Raw genomic sequence first — 13190 nt, 5'->3', positions numbered from 1 at the left:
TGTTGTTGCACTTCCCACGATGACCGAAGCGGCTGGGGCTGGCAACGGCCTCAGCCGTGGAGGGCTGTCCGCATGACATGCCGCGCCTGCGCCTCCCCGGCTTACCTCCGCGACCGCAACCAGATTTATGCGCTGGGCATAATCCCCCCGCCCGCGCGTAACGGGGCCGATGCACCTCCCCACCCCCGCATCGGTCCCGACCCTTTTCCGAATCGTCATGGCGCGCGCCGTACCACGCGGCCTTTTTTGCGGCCAAGCCGATTTACCAAGTATTTCAATACCTTGTATCAAAAGGGGATTTCTAATGAATGACATCCTTCTTGTTCTGCTTGGCGCAGGCGCGGCGATACCGCTCACGCTGTGGCGGATATTCGGTCAGGAAAAATCGCATCAGCGCCTGGCTAAGGACTATGCATCCGCGCTGGCGCACAAAGGGCGCGAGGTTCAGTACCTGAGCGCGAAGGTCGTAGGTCTTGAGCGGGAACTCAGGAAGGTGATGCAGCCGCGCGATGCGCGCGGGCGGTTTGTCTCGCGGAAGGCGGCGTGATGATGGGCCTCACCCCTCGCCAGTTCGAGCTGCTGGAGTTCATCCGCTCCACTTGGGCGAAATCCGGGCGCGCGCCGCTGATCCACGAGATGATGGACCATCAGGATACGCGGTCGATCAACAGCATTCAGCGACGCCTGAGGGCCTTGGAGGATCGCGGGTTCATCCGGCGCGCGGGACACGGTTGGGAGGTGTGCGAATGATTCGCCTCATCCGCCAATATATCGCCCGGCGTCGTCTCGCACGGCTCAAGAAGCAAACCGAAGCAGTCAATGCATCGTGGAGCATCAACCGCAATCGCCAACTATCGCCAGCCCGTCGCGCACATATCGCGGTTCTGGTGGCCGGTATCAGCAAGAGGGAAGAAGTATGAGCGAGAGCATCGCAGCGGACGAACTGCGCCTGATTGTGGAGCGTTACGAGAGGCTGGACGAAGAGAAAAAGGGCATCGCGGACGATCAGAAGGACGTGCTGAGCGAGGCCAAGGCGCGCGGCTACTGCACGAAAACAATCCGCGCGATCGTGAAGCTCCGCAAGCAGGAAAGCCACGTTCGACAGGAGTCCGAAACGCTTCTCGCGACCTATGCGCGGGCGCTCGGCATGCAGCTTCATTTCGACATTTGACCACGAAGAAAGGAAGGAAAATGAGCGATATCCATCCAGCCCCGGCTGAATTTTCAACTGACCAGATCGCGGCGGACGGCATTCTGCGATATTTCCACTATTCGCATTTGCCGCCAGTTTTGCAGGCAGCGTCAAGGCCGTTCTGCGACCTCGCGCGCCATATCGTGGAATCCCTGCCGCGCAACGCAGAGCGCACTGTGGCCCTACGCAAACTGCTGGAAGCTAAGGACGCGGCTGTTCGCGCGAACGTGAACTGACCTGACCGGAGAGCGGGCCTCGTGTCCGCTCCGAGGATCAGATCAGATCATGAGCGACAAGATGCAGGCAGATTTTCAACCTTGGCACGGCGACCGCCCTTTTCGGGGCGACAAGCTGTTGCGCGTGAAATTTCGCAACGGGCGCGTGTCGAAGGACGCGCTTCCGGCCTCGAAGTGGCGCGGGAAATGGGGAGAGCCTTTTCCTGACGGATGGGATTTTGATGTGGTGGGGGTGCAGCCGCAATGAGTCACATCCTCCTCCCGTGGCCCCCGCGCGTCGTCCACCCCAACCATCGCGGCCATTGGTCGCCAAAGGCCCGCGCGACGAAGCGCATGCGTCAGGATGCAGCATGGGCGGCGAAGTCGTCGGGCCTGACAGCGCCTGACGGGCCTCTGCATGTGGCCCTGACCTTCTATCCGCCCGATAAGCGCAGGCGCGACCTCGACGGCTGCATATCGGCCTGCAAGGCTTATCTGGACGGGTTGGCCGATGCGCTCGGCGTCGATGACAGCCGTTTCACTCTGTCGGCTCGGATTGCGCCTTTCTGCGCGCATCAGGGCGAAGTGAAGATCGAGGTGCGGGGATGAGCGCAATAATGCCTATACCAGCGCCCTCTCCTGCTGATATCGCATGGGAGGAATATGCCGCCCTCATCCGCGCGATGGACGAGAACCCGACGCTGCGCCTCGATCGGGGCCACGTTGAAGCATCCCTGCTGGCCTACAAGCGCTTCCGCGACATCTTTCTTGAGGAAGTGAACTGATGGCCTCGGTAGACTTTCAAATTCCCCACAACGATGTGGCCGAAGCCGCCCTTCTTGGCGCGCTGCTGTTCGCGCCGAACACGGTTGATACGATCCGCGATATCGTTCGGCCAATGGATTTTTACACTCCGGTCCATCGTGCGATTTTCGAGGCGATTTGCGCGGTTTCCGACAGCGGAAAATCGCCAAGCCCGGCGATGCTCAAGCCGTTTCTCGACGGCAATGGCGACCTGAAAGCCGCAGGCGGAATGACCTATCTGGTCGATCTGGCGAGCCATGCAGCCAGCGTCATCAATGCCCGCGAGGTCGCCGGGCAGTTGCGGGAATTGGGCCAGCGCCGCGCTCTGATAGAGGCGATGGCAGAAACGATCCATCGCGCATGCAAGACCGACGATTTCGATGACCAGATCAGCTCCATCATGGAGGATGCCGACTGCTCGCTGACCGCGATCCTCAACCGCGAACTGACGGAGAGCGCCGGTATCAAGCAGGTGTCCGCAGCGCAGGCGTTCGAAGAGATGATGGAGGATTTCCATGCGGCGCAGTCGGGCGTCACCTGCGGCGATATCGCGAGCCTTGATGAGCAGTTGGGGCCGATCCGCCCGCACCACCTCGCCATCATGGCTGGGCGACCGGGCATGGGTAAGACTGCCGCCGCGCTCTGCTATGCCATTGGTGCGGCGCGGCGCGGGCATGGCGTCCTGTTCGTGACGCTGGAAATGAACAGGCTGGAATTGATGCAGCGGGCCGCATCCGCTCTGATCTTCGACGGTCACAGGGGCGTGCCCTATGAGCTGATCCGCGATGGTCGGGCGGAGGGCAATGACCTTCGCGCATTGGCGTCCGCTGGACGCGCATTCCGCGACCTGCCGATCAATATCGTTGACGCCGGGTCGCTGACCATCGGCCGCCTGAATGCGATTGTCCGACGCTGGAAACGGCGCATGGCGGCAAAAGGCCAGAGCCTCGATCTGGTCGTGGTGGACTATCTGCAATTGCTCCACCCGGACAGCAAGACGCGCTCGACCGTCGAGGCCGTTTCCGAAGTGTCACGCGGCCTCAAGGCGATTGCCAAGACGCACGATCTTGGCGTCCTCGCCCTCGCCCAACTGAATCGTGGGGTGGAGCAGCGCGAGGACAAGCGGCCGATGCTCTCCGACCTGCGTGACAGCGGGCAGATCGAGCAGGACGCCGATGCAGTCGTATTCCTGTACCGCCAGGAATATTATCTGCGCCTTGCCGAACCGAAGGACGAGGTCGACAAAATCGAGTGGCAGAGAGCGCTCGATGCCGTCTCAAAAAAGATCGATTTCATCGTGGCCAAGCGCCGCAATGGCACCACGGGGACCGCTCGCGGCGAGTTCCACGGTGCATTTATGGCTGTGAGGGGGTGATATGAGCAACTGGCTCCGCATATATTCCGAAGTCCTGAACGATCCGAAAGTGCAGAAGCTGCCGGGTGAAACATTCAAAGGATGGATCAATATCCTCTGTCTCGCTGCCCAGAACGAGGGCGTGCTGCCGTCCGATGGCGATATAGCCTTCGCCCTTCGCATAGACGCGAAACGCGCGGAAAAGCTGATGAAACAGCTTTCCGACGCCGGGCTTATCGACGTTTCGGAAACAGGGCGGACGCCGCATAACTGGAACGGGCGTCAATATAAGTCCGATGTTTCAACGGAACGGGTGAAACGTTTCAGGGAACGTTCCAAGAAACAATCCGAAACCGCTACTGAAACGCCCCCAGAGCAGAGCAGAAACAGAGCAGAAGCAGAAGCAGAACAGAAACGGGCGAACGAAACGCCGCCGGACGACCAGCGCGTGGTCGATTTGGCGCACGAACTCGCGACCGCTGCTGGCTGCTGCCCGCCGGATCACGGGAGGATCGTGGAGAACCAGACCATCGTTCGCGGCTGGCTCAGCGCTGGAGCAGAGCCGTCGCAGCTAAGGTCGCTGATAGCCGACCGCATGGCGTCAGGGCGCGCGCAGCCCAGAACGCTGCGATATTTCGACGCGGCTGTGCGCGACAGCCTAGCCCAAAGATCGAAACAGGATGATGGCTGCATGTCGATGGTTCGCCAAATTTTGAAGGAGGAAGCCGCATGACTACCCTCACTCACTGGTACACCGCCGCCTCCCCCGGCGACCGCATCACCTACGCCACAGCGCGTAACGTCACCCTGCATCCGACCCAAGAGGTCCGCGAGGCCCGCAAGCTCTACGATCAGGGCAAGGTCGATCTTGTGCAGCGTCGGGTTACGGGCGGGTACGAGTACATCGCCGTCAAGCGCAGGGTGCCGGCCAAAGTCGAGTACGAAAACAGCTTTGCGGCTGCTTTGGGGAGGTTGTGATGAGCAAAATCAATCCGCCGCGTGACGCCTCCGGGAAAGCCGCTGATTTCGACAGGCAGGTTTGCGCGCTGGCGCGGCTGTGGAACCGGTCATGCCGCCAAGCGCGAGAGGACTTCATCGAAATGGCGCAACAGGCGAAGAAAGGGCTGATCGACATATGAGCAACGAGAAAGAGGCGGCGCCGTCTGATTTCGATTTCGTGTTCGTCAAACATGGATGGCGTGGGGTTGAGAATTTCTTCGGCGCGCGAACTGCGGTTAATAAGCGCTGGCTCCAAGAGCGCGGTGCTGATCGCCTCAAGGATCTGCGGGCGCGTTTTCGGAAAGGGGACGCCGCCGCCTTAAGCGAGGTGACAAACGATGGTTGAGATAACCGACCACGCAATTGTGCGCTGGCTTGAGCGCGTGAAGGGCGTCGATATCGCCTGCGATCCGCGAGGAAATGCAATCGCCCGCGCTCGCTACTGCTCAGGAGTTCGGTTGCCCGGTCGTGATCGGCCGCAATGGTGAAAGGATGCTTGTCCGGGATGGGGTCGTGGTGACGGTTTTCAGCAAGAGGTTTGGGAAGATGGATCGGAGGATGAAGGGATGAGCTTTGTTCTCAATATTGAAGGTCATGGTGGCTGAAAATGGCATTCAAACCCGGAAAAAGTGGCAATCCCGGAGGTCGCCCGAAAATCAAGCTACCTGATGGCCGGACCCTTACCGACCTTGCCCGCGAGCATACGCTGGAGGCGGTTGAGACGCTGGTGGACGTGATGCGCAACGGCGACACCTCATCAGCCCGTGTCGCCGCCGCCGATAAAATTCTGAACCGTGGCTGGGGCGCTGCGCCGCAGACAATCACCTTGCAGGAAGCCCCTACCCCGCCAGACCTTTCCCAGATGACAGATGAGCAGCTTGAGGCCCTTGAAACACTTCGATCACTTGCACCTCTCGCGTACGGACCTGCTGGCAGCTGCTGACGAGGCGGAGCGGGAGTTGTGCCGTCGCTCGCTCGCCGCATTCGCAAAACGCGCATGGCCGGTTCTGGAGCCTGCCACCCCGCTGAAATGGGGGTGGGCGCTCGATAGCATCTGCGCGCATCTGGAGGCGGTATCGCGTGGCGAAATCAAGCGGCTGCTGATGAATGTTCCGCCAGGATCAATGAAAAGCTTGCTGACCGGCGTGATTTTCCCCGCGTGGGAATGGGGGCCGCTGGGGATGCAGTCCCTCCGTTATCTGGCAACCGCGCACAAGCAGGACTTGGCCGTGCGCGACAACATGAAATGCCGCCGCCTGATCCAGTCTGAGTGGTATCAGCGGCTTTGGCCCGTTGCCCTGACCAGCGACCAGAATGCAAAAACAAAGTTTGAGAATAGCCGCACCGGATTTCGCGAGGCTATGGCGTTCACGTCAATGACCGGCTCGCGCGGGGATCGGGTTATCCTTGATGATCCGCATAGTGTCGATGACGCGAACAGCCCCGCGATGCTGGAAGCTGGCATCCTAACCTTCCGCGAGGCCCTTCCCTCCCGCGTGAACAATGAGGATAGCGCGATCATTATCATCATGCAGCGCCTGCATGAGAAGGACGTGTCTGCCGTCGCGCTCGATCTGGGCTATGAGCATCTGTGCATCCCCATGCGCTATGAGGAGGGGCGGTCGCGTCATGTCGTGGGCGACCCCGATCCTCGCACAAAAGACGGCGAGCTGATGTTCCCAGAACGCTTTTCGGAAAAACAGGTGCGCGAACTGGAAAAAAGCCTCGGCAGCTACGCCAGCGCAGGCCAGTTGCAACAGCGCCCCGCCCCGCGTGAAGGCGGCCTGTTCAAGCGGTCGTGGTTCCAGTTCATCCACGCAATGCCAGCCGGCAGTCGCAAGCGCGTCCGCGCATGGGACTTGGCCGCGACGAAAAAGGCGACCGGCAGCGATCCTGACTGGACGGCGGGCGTTCTCATGTCGCGCGGTGATGGCGGCGATTTTCTGATCGAAGGCTGCGAGCGGCTGCGCGGTTCGCCAATGGACGTGCAGGCCGCCATCAAGAGCCGCGCTGTTACGGATGGCGCCAACGTCACAATCCGCCTGCCTCAGGACCCCGGCCAAGCGGGGAAGGCGCAGGCGGAACAGATGGTGCGCGATCTGGCAGGCTATCCGGTGAAGGTCGAGCGCCCGACTGGTGACAAGGCGACCCGCGCAACGCCTGCGGCAGCGCAAGCGGAGGCGGGCAATATCGCGATCCTTGTGACTGGCGATCCGGCGCGGGATGCGTGGATAGAGCCGTTTCTGGATGAAGTGACGATGTTCCCCGGCGGCGCGCATGACGATCAGGTGGACGCAATGGCCGATGCGTTGAACGAATTGGCGGTCAAGAAACTCACCCGCTTCGATGTCCTCTAACGCCCGCCGTCCGTAGCAATCGACCACCCCTCGCCCGCACGCTCCACGAATGTCCGCCCGCATTCGCAACGTTCGCCCAAAGCCCGGTTTCGTGTTCGACGGTCAGTCGATCGTCCCGGCGCAACGGCCTATCCCGCTCGTGGATGGCGCGCTCGCCAATTTCCTGACCGGACGCGGTACATCGGTCGACCGGACGACGCATAGCTTCTGGCTCAACCAGACGATGCGGCCTGAACAAATCGAGGCGGCCTATCGGTCATCGTGGCTCATCCGCAAGATCGTGGATGTCCCAGCCGAGGACATGACCCGCGCCGGTCGCGACTGGACCGCGACGAAGGAAGAAATCACCAAGATTGAGGCTGAGGAAAAGCGCCTCAAATTCTGGCACGCTGTACGAACGGCACTGACATTCGGGCGCTTGGGTGGTGGTGCGCTATTCATCAATCTGGCGGACTTCGCGCCTGACAGACCGTTGCCGAACAAGATCGTGCCGGGAATGATCGAAAGCCTCGTCCCGCTCTATCGGACACAAATCGCGCTTGGTCAGATGGATGACGATCTGCTCAGCCCAACATTTGGCGAGCCGACTGTTTTCCGCGTCAACACACATGCGCAGCCGATCATCCATCCGTCCCGGCTCGTGATCTTCAAGGGGCAAATGGTTCCCGGCCTCTATTCGACTTCATGGGAAGATCGTTTTTGGGGCGATAGCGTCGTTCAGGTCGTGGATGAGGCCGTGAAGGACGCGACAACCGCGACCGGGGGTTTCGCGGCGCTGATCGATGAGGCGAAGGTCGATGTTCTGACCATGCCAGGCATGTACGAAATGCTGGCGCGACCGGGCGGGCAAGAGCAGTTCATGGCTGCACTACAAGCCGCCGCGACGGGTAAGTCCATCCATCGGATGCTTGCTCTTGGCGAGGGCGAAACGTGGGAAACCCGCCAGATCAACTGGGCTGGCATGCCGGAGGTCATCAAGACCTATCTCTCCATCGTCGCGGGCGCGGCTGACATTCCGGCGACCCGGCTGTTGGGTAAATCGCCCGACGGTCAGAACAGCACCGGCGAAAGCGACCTCGCCAATTATTTTCAGGGCATCAGCGCGAAGCAGGAGGCGGATTTGCGTCCCGCGCTCGAAAAGCTGGATGCGGTCATGCTGCAATCGGCTGGTGTCCCGGCTGATCTGGTATGGTCGTTCTCTCCGGCGCAGGCGATGGATGAAGCGCGGCAGGCCGACATCGAGGCGAAGGAAGCAACGACCGTCGCCACCCTCGCGAACACAGGCCTCATCCAGGAGACCGCGCTGGCGAAGGCTGTGCAAAACCGCCTGATCGAGAGCCAGCGCTGGCCCGGACTTGAGGATGCTCTCAAGGACGCTGAGGCAGATGGCAACGCTCTGCCGGGCGATGACGACGATCTTGATATTATTCCTGTCGAAACAGCGAAAGGAGGTGGTCAATCTGTATCTGCCGGTGCTGGCGGGCAGTCTGGAAGTGGCTCGCCCGCCCGCCGTGCCAATGGTGCGCAGTCGGCATCTCGTCCGACAGGATAATGGCCTTCGACCTTCCCGCCATCGTCCGCGCCTCCGGTAAAAGGCGCGACATAACCCTACGCGCGATAGAGCCGACAAAGGCGCAGGCGACGGACCTAGCCGCCATCCTTGTGCAGGCCGCGACGATCTGGGCTGAGAACATCGATGCCATCATCGCGGGCTATGATCCGCCACCCCTCCCCACCGCCGATGCGCTGGTATTCGATACCGCCGACCAGATGCAGGCTGCTATTGACCAGACTGCCAGCGAGTTCATGACGCGGCTCGTCACGGTCATTACCCCGGCGCTGCGGCGCTGGGCTGTCCGCGCGGAAACTGTCCACCGCTCAAAATGGGCCGCAGCCGTCAAAGCTGGGACAGGCGTTGACCTCGCCACTATCCTGACCGCTCAGCCCGTCGAGGAGGCACTCTCCACATGGCTGGCGCGCAATGTCGCCCTCGTCCGCAATGTTTCGGACGTGACGCAGGCGAAGATCGCGGACGCGGTGTTCCGAGGCTACCAAAGCCGGACACCGGTTCGCGATGTGGCGAAGGAAATACGCGAGGCGGTTGGCGGCAGTCGAGCGCGGGCAGTGAGGATAGCTGCCGATCAGAATAGCAAGCTATCCGCCACCCTCGATCGAGAGAGGCAGGCTGAGGCTGGGATAGAGCAGATCAGATGGCGCCATAGCGGGAAATTGCACCCGCGCTCATGGCACGTCGCGCGCAATGGCAAGGTGTACGATCTGCGCACCGGCAAGGCCGCTGATGGCGGCGAAGCGATCCCCGCCGATGATCGTGCAGGGATGGCTCCTTGGTGCGGATGTCGCGAGCAGGCCTATATCGCGCTGTTGGATGATATTGAGGACGAAGAAAGTTAGGCTTACCGGCGATTCGCTGCTATACAGACGGGCCGCAACGGTGGTGGAACACCGCGCGGCCCTAACCGCAACGAAAGGTGATTTTCGATATGGCTGATGAATTTTATACATGCAGGCGCGCCCTGTCCATGGCCTGCCGCAGGCTCAAAAGCATTGGCTATGAACCTGATGAAACTATCGCAGCATACTGGCTGGCGCAGGCTATTTCCTCACCTGCGGGGCATTCCGGCCTTTTTTTCAAAGCAATCCAACCATTCACGAAGGTTTCGCATGAATATAGAGAGCTTTACCGCGATAACTTGGAATGGTTCGGATGGCTGACATGCCTGAGGTTCGGGAAAATCCCGCTCCACGGCGGGAAATTGCATCCGTTGTTTTTCAAGAAGAATGAAATCCACGCGCTGCTTGATGACGTTCAGGCGGTGAGGCCCGCGTGGTGGAGCGCCGGTGGCCGAGAAATGTTCTCCGCCTTGCGCCGGTTCGAATATTTCGACGCCTTTTCTATCGACGCAGTCAAGTGGGGTGAGTACGACCTCACCTAAGCGCGCCTGCGAGGTGTGATGCTCTGGCGTCCGTAGAAGCATCCCGGCACCGTGGGGCAAACCATCCCCATGGTATTGCTGACCGACACGCTTGACGCATCTAACGGAGTTCGCATCTGTGCGGACGGTGCGCTGGTGGCCGAAGTGTTCGCCGCTCGCACTGGCTTGCAGGACTACCTCGGCCGCGAGGTTGACCCATATAACACCCACGGTCTACGCGATAAGGCGATTGTCAAGGTCTACCGCCCTGAAAACGAGGTGTTCAAGACCGACAGCCTCGCCACCTACGCCGCTGCACCTGTCACGATCGATCATCCCCCGGTCGCTGTAACCGCAGATAACTGGCGGCGGTATGGCCGGGGAGAGGTGCATGGTGATGTCGTGCGCGACGGACAGAAGGTCCGCGTGCCGATCATCATTCGAGACGCTGACGCCGTTAGCGCTGCGACCACGACCCACAAACAGATTTCCATGGGCTATGCCACAGAGTTGGTCTTTCCCAGCGACGGCAAGCACCCGGACGGCACCGCCTGCGATGCCTACCAGACCAACATCCGCATTAATCACATCGCATTTGTTCCTGCCGCACGGGGCGGGCCGGAACTTCGCGTCATTGACGAGCGCCCCAACCTCCCCCCTCCATCGGAGAAACCTACTATGAAAATCCGAATCGGCGACGCCGAAGTCGATGCGACGAACGGTGAGGCCGTTCGGATCGCTGTCGATGCTCTCAATACGAAGCTGTCGGATAGCGCAAAGGCGCTCACCGACGCGCAGGCGAAGGTCGCCGAACAGGCAACCGCCCTCGCCGCCAAGGACGCGGAAATCGCCACGCTCAACCAGAAGGTTGCAGATAGCGCGCTGACGCCCGCCAAACTGCGCGACGCTGCGAAGGCTTATGCGCAGGTGTGCGACAAAGCCAAGGCGCTCGGCGTGACTTTCGCCGAGGACGCCGACGCCGCCGCGATCATGAAAGCGGTCGTGGACGCGAAGATGGGCGATCAGGCGAAGGACTGGACCGCCGATCAGATTGCCGCGTCGTTCGCCGTGCTGTCGAAGGACGCGAAGGCCGCCGATCCGGTGCGCGATGCCTTCCGGGGCGGGATCGTGAATGTCGGTGACGCCGCCGCGCAGGCTGACGCCGCTCTCAGCAAATCGGTCGATGACCTCAACGCATGGAGGAACCAGTAATGGCTATCCAATATCGCGATACGCTTCAGGCGTTTCAGGTTGGCCGTCGCGTCAACATGGAAGAATGGAACACGATCACCCGCACGAAGGAAGGTTCGGGCCAGCTTGGCTTTGGCGTCCCCGCAATCGCCGGGACGGGCGATCATAGTTGCGCGGCCCTGACCGCCGCCGCTCAGAATGTGCTCGGCATCACTGAGGCATCCCTGTGCCTTCCGCGACCGGGCGACAATTACGAGCAGTACGACAATGTCGGTATCTGCGAAGTCGGCGTCATTGGCGTGATGCTGGGCGCGAACGTCACCAAGGGCACGCAGGCTCGGTTCGACGTGACCAACAAGGTCTGGACCGGCGCGAATGCATCTTCGACCGTCCTGACGATCCCCGGCGCACAATTCGAGGAAAGCGGCTCCGCTGGCGAGGTTGGCGCCGTCCGCTATCGCCGTCCCATTCCCTCTCTGAGCGCAGGAGCATAAGAACATGAACGCACCTTTCAGTCACAATGGCGGGGCGCGCTTGCTCACCGACGCACAGGCGCTCTCGCTGATTCAGGCCCAGTCCTTCAAGATCAACCAGACGGTCTATGAAACCCGCTTTCCCGATTGGGATTTCGGTCGTCTCGTCTATGTGGACACCAGCGGCCCGGCGTGGTCGCCCGGCATCCTGACTTACACGTCCGATCTTTCGGGTCGCGCCAACTGGCAGTCGGGTTATGCGAAGGATATCCCGCTCGCCGATGTTGCGCAGGACGTGCAGACCAAGACGTTCCAACTCGCGGCCATCGGCTATCAGTGGAACATCGAGGAGGTGAACACCGCCTTTCAGGTCGGCGCCAGCCTTCCGGATCGCCGGGCGCGGGCGGCACGTCTGGCCTATACCAAGTTCATGTTCGACCTAACCTTGTTCGGTTCGGCTGAAAAGGGGCTCGGCGGTCTCACTAACTATGCGGGCGTCACGACGTCGATTGTGCCGGCCGATGGCACTGGCAGCGCGACCTACTGGGTCAACTCGTCGGGTGTCGGCATCAAGACCCCGGCGCAGATCGTCCGCGATATCAACATTGCGCTTCAGGGTATCGCGCTCGCCAGCTTCGAGACGGAGATGGCGGACACGATCCTGCTCCCTGTCGAAGCGTTCAATTATATCGCGGCGACTCCCTACAGCGCGACCACGATGGAAACGATCCTGTCGTTCGTGCAGCGGACCAATATCTACACGCTCACCACGGGCCGTCCGCTGACGATCCGCTCGGTGCGCGAGCTTGGCGCCGCCGGGGTTGGTGATGCCGCCGGAACCGGGCGCATGGTCGCCTACAAGAACGATCAGGACTATGTGAAGCTGCATCTCCCGATGCCGCACCAGTTCCTGCCGGTCTATCAGGATGGGCCGTTGAATTGGACCATTCCGGGCATTTTCCGCACGGGCGGCATCGAACTGCTGACGACTGTGGCGTTCCGCTACCTCGACGGCATCAGCCAGCCTCCCGCCTGATAGACTGCGCCCCGTTGGCTTGATTGTCGGCGGGGCGCTTTAACCGGGGCGCTTCCCGGCAAGGCGGCGGCCCAAGACTTGACGAGGCCGCCATGCCCAAGCTCACCATCACAAACCTGACGAACAGCCCTTACGATCTGGAGGGCGGCGTCCGCCTCCCGGCGATGGGAATCGTCACCGAAGAATTTACTGACAGCTATGCGGCGCTCCTGCGCGCGTCACCGGGCATTGAAGTTTCCGAGGCGCTGCATGATGCTGCGGGATTTGACGCGCTTAGCGATGCTGAACTGCGCGATCTGGTCGAGAAGGAGACGGGGAAAAAGCCCCACCCCGCCGCCAAGCGCGAAACCCTGATCGAAAAGCTGGAGGCGACCAATGGCTGACAAATTCGCAATCGATCGCGAGACAAATCCCTATCAATTCGGCTCGAAAATTATGGAATGGACGCCGGGGGCGACCGCGCTCCCGCCCGAAACTCGCGCCGTCATCTTCAACAATGACGGGACGGCAGACCTGACCAATCAGGACGAGACGACCGTTTCTGCCTTTCCTGTCGTCGGTCTCGCTTGCCTGCCGGTTATCCCGCTCAAGATCACAGCGATGAGCGGGCCGACCAAATGCTATCTGGTGATCTGA

The 13190-nt window shown here is 61.1% G+C and carries 23 protein-coding genes; all 23 read left to right on the top strand.

Features of this window, described 5'->3' with window-relative positions; all coding sequences use genetic code 11:
* The first annotated feature begins 304 nt into the window (after nucleotides 1-304).
* The 23 genes from GGR43_RS17785 to GGR43_RS17675 all read left to right on the top strand — a co-directional run bounded on the left by GGR43_RS17785 (nucleotide 305) and on the right by GGR43_RS17675 (nucleotide 13190).
* Nucleotides 305-547, top strand: a complete 243-nt coding sequence (locus tag GGR43_RS17785; RefSeq protein ID WP_188073314.1) for a hypothetical protein — start codon at nucleotides 305-307, stop codon at nucleotides 545-547.
* Nucleotides 547-750 carry a LexA family protein gene (locus GGR43_RS17780; protein ID WP_188073313.1) on the top strand — a complete coding sequence of 68 codons (204 nt, stop codon included), beginning with the start codon at nucleotides 547-549 and terminating at the stop codon, nucleotides 748-750. Before GGR43_RS17785 ends, GGR43_RS17780 begins: the two co-directional genes overlap by 1 nt.
* Nucleotides 747-920, top strand: coding sequence for a hypothetical protein (locus GGR43_RS17775; protein WP_188073312.1), 174 nt, complete (start codon nucleotides 747-749; stop codon nucleotides 918-920). The genes GGR43_RS17780 and GGR43_RS17775 overlap by 4 nt, the downstream gene beginning before the upstream one ends.
* A complete protein-coding gene (locus GGR43_RS17770; protein WP_188073311.1) occupies nucleotides 917-1171 on the top strand; it encodes a DUF2312 domain-containing protein in 255 nt (84 codons plus the stop codon). Before GGR43_RS17775 ends, GGR43_RS17770 begins: the two co-directional genes overlap by 4 nt.
* A gap of 20 nt (nucleotides 1172-1191) precedes the next feature.
* A complete protein-coding gene (locus GGR43_RS17765; protein ID WP_188073310.1) occupies nucleotides 1192-1428 on the top strand; it encodes a hypothetical protein in 237 nt (78 codons plus the stop codon).
* Nucleotides 1429-1477: 49 nt separating this feature from the next.
* Nucleotides 1478-1675 carry a hypothetical protein gene (locus GGR43_RS17760; protein ID WP_188073309.1) on the top strand — a complete coding sequence of 66 codons (198 nt, stop codon included), beginning with the start codon at nucleotides 1478-1480 and terminating at the stop codon, nucleotides 1673-1675.
* Between the two features lie 86 nt (nucleotides 1676-1761).
* Entirely contained in the window at nucleotides 1762-2016 is a 255-nt protein-coding gene (locus GGR43_RS17755) for a RusA family crossover junction endodeoxyribonuclease (protein WP_188073308.1), read from the top strand.
* Between the two features lie 8 nt (nucleotides 2017-2024).
* The gene (locus tag GGR43_RS17750; protein WP_188073307.1) at nucleotides 2025-2192 is read left to right on the top strand and encodes a hypothetical protein; all 168 of its coding nucleotides are present in this window, start codon (nucleotides 2025-2027) and stop codon (nucleotides 2190-2192) included.
* Complete coding sequence (locus GGR43_RS17745) at nucleotides 2192-3586, top strand: replicative DNA helicase (protein WP_188073306.1); 1395 nt, start codon at nucleotides 2192-2194, stop codon at nucleotides 3584-3586. Before GGR43_RS17750 ends, GGR43_RS17745 begins: the two co-directional genes overlap by 1 nt.
* Nucleotide 3587: 1 nt before the next feature.
* Nucleotides 3588-4298, top strand: a complete 711-nt coding sequence (locus GGR43_RS17740) for a hypothetical protein (RefSeq protein ID WP_188073305.1) — start codon at nucleotides 3588-3590, stop codon at nucleotides 4296-4298.
* On the top strand, nucleotides 4295-4543 hold the full coding sequence (locus GGR43_RS17735) for a hypothetical protein (RefSeq protein ID WP_188073304.1): 249 nt from the start codon (nucleotides 4295-4297) through the stop codon (nucleotides 4541-4543). The genes GGR43_RS17740 and GGR43_RS17735 overlap by 4 nt, the downstream gene beginning before the upstream one ends.
* Nucleotides 4543-4704, top strand: coding sequence for a hypothetical protein (locus GGR43_RS17730; protein WP_188073303.1), 162 nt, complete (start codon nucleotides 4543-4545; stop codon nucleotides 4702-4704). Before GGR43_RS17735 ends, GGR43_RS17730 begins: the two co-directional genes overlap by 1 nt.
* Nucleotides 4701-4910, top strand: coding sequence for a hypothetical protein (locus GGR43_RS17725; protein WP_188073302.1), 210 nt, complete (start codon nucleotides 4701-4703; stop codon nucleotides 4908-4910). Before GGR43_RS17730 ends, GGR43_RS17725 begins: the two co-directional genes overlap by 4 nt.
* A gap of 261 nt (nucleotides 4911-5171) precedes the next feature.
* Nucleotides 5172-5507 (top strand): DUF5681 domain-containing protein, encoded by a 336-nt coding sequence (locus GGR43_RS17720; protein WP_188073301.1) that lies wholly within the window; start codon nucleotides 5172-5174, stop codon nucleotides 5505-5507.
* A complete protein-coding gene (gene terL / locus GGR43_RS17715) occupies nucleotides 5452-6921 on the top strand; it encodes a phage terminase large subunit (RefSeq protein WP_246343881.1) in 1470 nt (489 codons plus the stop codon). Before GGR43_RS17720 ends, terL begins: the two co-directional genes overlap by 56 nt.
* 49 nt (nucleotides 6922-6970) lie before the next feature.
* The gene (locus GGR43_RS17710; RefSeq protein WP_188073299.1) at nucleotides 6971-8473 is read left to right on the top strand and encodes a phage portal protein; all 1503 of its coding nucleotides are present in this window, start codon (nucleotides 6971-6973) and stop codon (nucleotides 8471-8473) included.
* Nucleotides 8473-9333, top strand: coding sequence for a phage minor head protein (locus GGR43_RS17705; RefSeq protein ID WP_188073298.1), 861 nt, complete (start codon nucleotides 8473-8475; stop codon nucleotides 9331-9333). Before GGR43_RS17710 ends, GGR43_RS17705 begins: the two co-directional genes overlap by 1 nt.
* A gap of 89 nt (nucleotides 9334-9422) precedes the next feature.
* Complete coding sequence (locus GGR43_RS17700) at nucleotides 9423-9875, top strand: hypothetical protein (RefSeq protein ID WP_188073297.1); 453 nt, start codon at nucleotides 9423-9425, stop codon at nucleotides 9873-9875.
* Between the two features lie 69 nt (nucleotides 9876-9944).
* Nucleotides 9945-11066, top strand: coding sequence for a DUF2213 domain-containing protein (locus GGR43_RS17695; RefSeq protein ID WP_188073296.1), 1122 nt, complete (start codon nucleotides 9945-9947; stop codon nucleotides 11064-11066).
* On the top strand, nucleotides 11066-11539 hold the full coding sequence (locus GGR43_RS17690; RefSeq protein ID WP_188073295.1) for a structural cement protein Gp24: 474 nt from the start codon (nucleotides 11066-11068) through the stop codon (nucleotides 11537-11539). The genes GGR43_RS17695 and GGR43_RS17690 overlap by 1 nt, the downstream gene beginning before the upstream one ends.
* 4 nt (nucleotides 11540-11543) lie before the next feature.
* Nucleotides 11544-12554 (top strand): DUF2184 domain-containing protein, encoded by a 1011-nt coding sequence (locus tag GGR43_RS17685; protein WP_188073294.1) that lies wholly within the window; start codon nucleotides 11544-11546, stop codon nucleotides 12552-12554.
* Nucleotides 12555-12646: 92 nt separating this feature from the next.
* Nucleotides 12647-12937, top strand: a complete 291-nt coding sequence (locus GGR43_RS17680; RefSeq protein ID WP_188073293.1) for a hypothetical protein — start codon at nucleotides 12647-12649, stop codon at nucleotides 12935-12937.
* Entirely contained in the window at nucleotides 12930-13190 is a 261-nt protein-coding gene (locus GGR43_RS17675; protein WP_188073292.1) for a hypothetical protein, read from the top strand. The genes GGR43_RS17680 and GGR43_RS17675 overlap by 8 nt, the downstream gene beginning before the upstream one ends.

The sequence above is a fragment of the Sphingobium jiangsuense genome (genome assembly GCF_014196495.1).
Lineage (GTDB): Bacteria > Pseudomonadota > Alphaproteobacteria > Sphingomonadales > Sphingomonadaceae > Sphingobium > Sphingobium jiangsuense.
The sequence above is the reverse complement of the archived record's forward strand: the minus strand, read 5'-3'. Positions and strand labels throughout refer to the sequence as shown.

What these genes read in the sequence shown, in the direction of transcription:
- GGR43_RS17785 (WP_188073314.1), top strand. Translation starts at nt 305, where the DNA reads ATGAATGACATCCTTCTTGTTCTGCTTGGCGCAGGCGCGGCGATACCG.
- GGR43_RS17780 (WP_188073313.1), top strand. Translation starts at nt 547, where the DNA reads ATGATGGGCCTCACCCCTCGCCAGTTCGAGCTGCTGGAGTTCATCCGC.
- GGR43_RS17775 (WP_188073312.1), top strand. Translation starts at nt 747, where the DNA reads ATGATTCGCCTCATCCGCCAATATATCGCCCGGCGTCGTCTCGCACGG.
- GGR43_RS17770 (WP_188073311.1), top strand. Translation starts at nt 917, where the DNA reads ATGAGCGAGAGCATCGCAGCGGACGAACTGCGCCTGATTGTGGAGCGT.
- GGR43_RS17765 (WP_188073310.1), top strand. Translation starts at nt 1,192, where the DNA reads ATGAGCGATATCCATCCAGCCCCGGCTGAATTTTCAACTGACCAGATC.
- GGR43_RS17760 (WP_188073309.1), top strand. Translation starts at nt 1,478, where the DNA reads ATGAGCGACAAGATGCAGGCAGATTTTCAACCTTGGCACGGCGACCGC.
- GGR43_RS17755 (WP_188073308.1), top strand. Translation starts at nt 1,762, where the DNA reads ATGCGTCAGGATGCAGCATGGGCGGCGAAGTCGTCGGGCCTGACAGCG.
- GGR43_RS17750 (WP_188073307.1), top strand. Translation starts at nt 2,025, where the DNA reads ATGCCTATACCAGCGCCCTCTCCTGCTGATATCGCATGGGAGGAATAT.
- GGR43_RS17745 (WP_188073306.1), top strand. Translation starts at nt 2,192, where the DNA reads ATGGCCTCGGTAGACTTTCAAATTCCCCACAACGATGTGGCCGAAGCC.
- GGR43_RS17740 (WP_188073305.1), top strand. Translation starts at nt 3,588, where the DNA reads ATGAGCAACTGGCTCCGCATATATTCCGAAGTCCTGAACGATCCGAAA.
- GGR43_RS17735 (WP_188073304.1), top strand. Translation starts at nt 4,295, where the DNA reads ATGACTACCCTCACTCACTGGTACACCGCCGCCTCCCCCGGCGACCGC.
- GGR43_RS17730 (WP_188073303.1), top strand. Translation starts at nt 4,543, where the DNA reads ATGAGCAAAATCAATCCGCCGCGTGACGCCTCCGGGAAAGCCGCTGAT.
- GGR43_RS17725 (WP_188073302.1), top strand. Translation starts at nt 4,701, where the DNA reads ATGAGCAACGAGAAAGAGGCGGCGCCGTCTGATTTCGATTTCGTGTTC.
- GGR43_RS17720 (WP_188073301.1), top strand. Translation starts at nt 5,172, where the DNA reads ATGGCATTCAAACCCGGAAAAAGTGGCAATCCCGGAGGTCGCCCGAAA.
- GGR43_RS17710 (WP_188073299.1), top strand. Translation starts at nt 6,971, where the DNA reads ATGTCCGCCCGCATTCGCAACGTTCGCCCAAAGCCCGGTTTCGTGTTC.
- GGR43_RS17705 (WP_188073298.1), top strand. Translation starts at nt 8,473, where the DNA reads ATGGCCTTCGACCTTCCCGCCATCGTCCGCGCCTCCGGTAAAAGGCGC.
- GGR43_RS17700 (WP_188073297.1), top strand. Translation starts at nt 9,423, where the DNA reads ATGGCTGATGAATTTTATACATGCAGGCGCGCCCTGTCCATGGCCTGC.
- GGR43_RS17695 (WP_188073296.1), top strand. Translation starts at nt 9,945, where the DNA reads ATGGTATTGCTGACCGACACGCTTGACGCATCTAACGGAGTTCGCATC.
- GGR43_RS17690 (WP_188073295.1), top strand. Translation starts at nt 11,066, where the DNA reads ATGGCTATCCAATATCGCGATACGCTTCAGGCGTTTCAGGTTGGCCGT.
- GGR43_RS17685 (WP_188073294.1), top strand. Translation starts at nt 11,544, where the DNA reads ATGAACGCACCTTTCAGTCACAATGGCGGGGCGCGCTTGCTCACCGAC.
- GGR43_RS17680 (WP_188073293.1), top strand. Translation starts at nt 12,647, where the DNA reads ATGCCCAAGCTCACCATCACAAACCTGACGAACAGCCCTTACGATCTG.
- GGR43_RS17675 (WP_188073292.1), top strand. Translation starts at nt 12,930, where the DNA reads ATGGCTGACAAATTCGCAATCGATCGCGAGACAAATCCCTATCAATTC.